The sequence below is a fragment of the Pyramidobacter sp. CG50-2 genome (genome assembly GCF_003612005.1).
Taxonomy (GTDB): Bacteria; Synergistota; Synergistia; order Synergistales; family Dethiosulfovibrionaceae; genus Pyramidobacter.
This window is the reverse complement of the sequence record NZ_RAWT01000087.1, coordinates 1-3,835: the sequence shown is the minus strand read 5'-3', so window position 1 is coordinate 3,835 and position 3,835 is coordinate 1. Positions and strand designations below refer to the sequence as shown.

Genomic DNA, 3,835 nt, shown 5'->3' with positions numbered 1-3,835 from the left:
GATGTCGGCGATCTCGGCGTCAACGTCCCGGATGTACTTGTCGCTGTTCTTGTCCATTGATATCTACCTGCCCTTTCGATATAAATAACCATCTCAAAAATACACGATATATTGCGTATCTCTCTTGCGAACATGTTATTTCTTTCATCGAGCTTTGTCAAGCTGTATAATGTATATTTTAAAATTTTAGTGATGTGAGTATTAAATAGGAAGAACTGCCTTCGTACAGTGCTACAATATGAGCAGGACACTGTAGGCCTGTTAACAGGCAGAGCAGACTGCGACATTCCACAGGAGCCGGTGACAAGATGGCAGAGAAGGGGGAGCCCTATAGATGAAAGACATCGTTGAGGATTTTCTCGAGCTGGTGCAGATCGACGCGGCGTCGGGGAATGAACGCGGCGTGCCGACGCGGTAAAGGGGAAACTCGGGGCGCTGGGGCTGGCGGTCGAGGAGGATGACGCGGGGGCCGGTTTCGGCGGCAACGCGGGCAACGTGCTGGCGGTGCTCGACGGCGGGCTGCCCGGCTCGATCCTGCTCAACGCCCACATGGACCGGGTCGCCAACGGGCAGGGGATCAAGCCGCAGATCAAAGACGGCCTGATCGTTTCCGACGGCACGACGATTTTGGCGGCCGACGATCTGTCGGGCGTGGCGGCGCTGATCGACAGCGTTCGCCGTCTGCAGGCCTGCGGACGAAAGTTCCCGCGCGTGGAATATCTCTTCACCGTAGGGGAGGAAGCGGGGCTTCTGGGGAGCAAGGCTTTCGACACAAGGCGGCTGCGCGCCAAAGTCGGCTACGCGTTCGACTCGCCCGGTCGGCTGGGGCGCGTGGTCTGCGCCGCTCCGGGGCAGGTGAGCCTGACGGTCGAGGTGGCGGGAAAAGCGGCGCACGCCGGCAACTGTCCCGAAGAGGGCGTCAACGCCGTGACGGCGCTGGCGAAAATCCTCGCGACGATCCGCGACGGCCGTCTCGATCCCGAGAGCACGGCCAACTTCGCCGTGCTGGACTGCGGCACCAAAGTCACCAACATTGTCCAGTCCTACGCCGTCTGCCGGGGTGAAATGCGCAGCCGCAACGACGCGGCTCTGTCCGCCTACGTGGAATATTTCGAGAAGCACTGCCGGGAGGCGGCCGCGGGAACCGGCGCCGCGGTCACGACGACGGTGACGCCGCAATACGAAAGTTTCAGCTTCGACGAGGACGCTCCGGTGATCCAGGCGGCGCTGGCCGCCCTGCGCGGCATGGGCGCGGAGGCGCAGGTCAACGGCGGCGGCGGAGGCATGGACGCCAACGTTTTCAACGCCGCCGGGATCGGCGTTGTCGGCGTCGCCACGGGGTACAGCGGCAACCACGGCGTTTCCGAACGGATCGTGCTCGACGACCTGCGCCGTGCCGGCGAACTGGCCGAACGCATTGTTCTTGCCTGGGGCGACAGGGGCGGGCTGCCCGAATAGATTTCGCGCCGGGCGGGGAAGCCCTTTGGGACAGTTCATTTAAAGAATATGCAGAAAGCGCTCCGAGGAGTTTCTCGCAGGGAATGAGAAACTCGCGGAGCGCTTTTTTATCGCGCAGGACGTGCAGGCATAAAACGCCTGAAAAGCGATGCGGGACTTTTTTTGTTCGAAGCTGCCGTTCAAAAGAAATCACCTGCGAAAAAGTGATCGTTTTTGCAGTAATACGGTACATTAAAATAGAAAAATTGGTCATTTTTTATTAATGACGTGAATCGTCCTTTATGATAATTTGACGTTGATTGATAGTTATTAATTTTTTATAAAGTGACGTGTCGGAGGGAACCTCCGGCGGGATTTTTGCTGAAGGCTGGCCGCGGCCAGGCCGAAAAGCGGAGAAAGATGAAAAGGAGCGATAGTCATGAATCTGAGCACGTTTAACGGCGATTGGTCGAAAGTGAACTTTCTGAACCTGATGATGATCGACCTGAGGGGCAACCTGCGCTCGGTAACGCTGCCCCGCGAGTACGCGACCGAAAAGGTTTTGCGCGACGGCATCGGTTTCGACGGCTCCAACTACGGCTACGCCAAAGTCAGCAATTCCGACATGGTGGCCGTTCCCGACATGGGGCGGGCGCTGCTGGAACGGCGCGGCGAATTCAACACCGTGCACGTGTTCTGCGACGTGGTCTCCGCCACCGACGAACGTATCCCCTTCGAGCAGTATCCTCGCAACGTCGTCAGAAACGCCGCCAGGTACCTGCGCGACAAGAAGATCGCCGACGACGCCAAAATGCTGGTGGAGCTGGAATATTACGCGTTCGATCAGGTGGAGTACACGATCCAGCCCAACCGCGTCGGCTACAGCGTCGCCACCGCCGAGGGGCTGGGCGACGATTTCAGCAGCGCGCCGCGCTTCGGCCTGTTCGACGGCTATCACCGCGTCTCGCCCGAGGACCGCTACCGCGATTTCCGCGACATGACGGTGGAGCTGATGGGGATCGCCGGCGTGCCGGTGAAGTATCATCATCACGAAGTGGCCGCCGGCCAGCTGGAGATCGAGCTGGAATTCACGTCGATGGAGAAGACGGCCGACGACGTGACGCTGGCCAAGTGGATCATCCGCACCGTGGCCCGCGAGATGGGCATCTTCGCCACGTTCATGCCCAAGCCGATGAACAAGGTTTCCGGCAGCGGCATGCACGTGCACCAATTCCTGACCCGCGACGGCAAAAGCCTGTTCCCCGGCGACGGCGTCGCCAATCTGTCGCCGCTGGCGCTTTCCTACACGGCGGGACTGCTGACCCACAGCCAGACGGGCAGCCTGCTGGCGTTCACCAATCCAAGCACCAACAGCTACCGCCGCCTCGTGCCCGGCTTCGAAGCGCCCGTCAGCGCCACGTTCGCCAAGGGCTCGCGCTGCGCCGCCGTGCGCATCCCCAGCTATCTCAAGAAGGACAGCACGCGCGTGGAGTACCGGCCCGGCGACGCCTCGGCCAACGTTTACTTTATGCTGGCCGGCATGGTCATGGCCGGCTGCGACGGCATCGCCGCCCAGCTCGATCCCGTGGCGCTCGGCATGAACAGCGCCGAGATCCTTCAGGAAAAGATCTTCCCGCTCAACCTGAACGCCGTGCTCGACGGCTTGGAAAAGGATCACGCCTATCTGCGCCCCGTCTTCCCCGAGCAGCTCATCGAGCAGTGGATCAAGGTCAAGCGCGAGGAAGCCGCCTACATCTACAACGCCCCGACGCCGCAGGAGTACGAGCTGTACTTCTGAATCAGGTACGAGCAGAGAAAACTCAAGAGCAACGGCAAAGGCCGGCGAGCACGCTCGCCGGCCTTTGCCGTTGGAAATGTTTCAGACGGAACGTTTTCGTTTGCGCGGGGAAAGGTAACTCTCCGCACACCCGTTCCTCGTTTTATACTATTTCTTAATTAAAAGGCCGAACGCAAGGGGGCTGCGGGGGAGATTCACAAAGCGAGCTGCGCAAACCGCGTAGCGGTCGAGGTAGTCCTGAGCGACTGAACTCCCCCGCAGCCCCCGGAAAACTATGTTAATACTTTCTATCAAGAATTAGGGCTTGTTTAAAAAACATTTCAGCTTGTATTATTTCAATAAAATAACACTGGCAGCAACAAGAACAAAAGCGAAAAACGAAGCGTCAAGTTTGTCATAGCGGGTGAAAATTCTACGGAACCATTTGATTTTCTGAAAGAAACATTCAACCAAGTGTCGTTCCTTGTAAACATGCTCATCTATAAACCACGGTTCGGGATTATCGCTCTTCGGCGGGATAGTGTAACTTCCCTCCCGAGAAGTAATGTACTCTCTGATGGCTTGCGAACCGTAAGCCTTATCGCCGATGACGTTGCTCCC

3 protein-coding genes are annotated in these 3,835 nt (G+C 58.4%); 2 read left to right on the top strand and 1 reads right to left on the bottom strand.

Annotated elements, in window-relative coordinates; all coding sequences use genetic code 11:
* The first annotated feature begins 495 nt into the window (after positions 1–495).
* Positions 496–1,458 carry a M20/M25/M40 family metallo-hydrolase gene (locus D7D26_RS11800; protein ID WP_199674788.1) on the top strand — a complete coding sequence of 321 codons (963 nt, stop codon included), beginning with the start codon at positions 496–498 and terminating at the stop codon, positions 1,456–1,458.
* Between the two features lie 418 nt (positions 1,459–1,876).
* The gene (locus D7D26_RS11795) at positions 1,877–3,235 is read left to right on the top strand and encodes a glutamine synthetase family protein (protein ID WP_120373173.1); all 1,359 of its coding nucleotides are present in this window, start codon (positions 1,877–1,879) and stop codon (positions 3,233–3,235) included.
* A 330-nt stretch (positions 3,236–3,565) separates the two neighbouring features.
* Here D7D26_RS11795 and D7D26_RS11790 read toward each other — a convergent pair.
* On the bottom strand, positions 3,566–3,835 hold a 270-nt coding region (locus D7D26_RS11790), incomplete at its 5' end, for a transposase (RefSeq protein WP_147413033.1).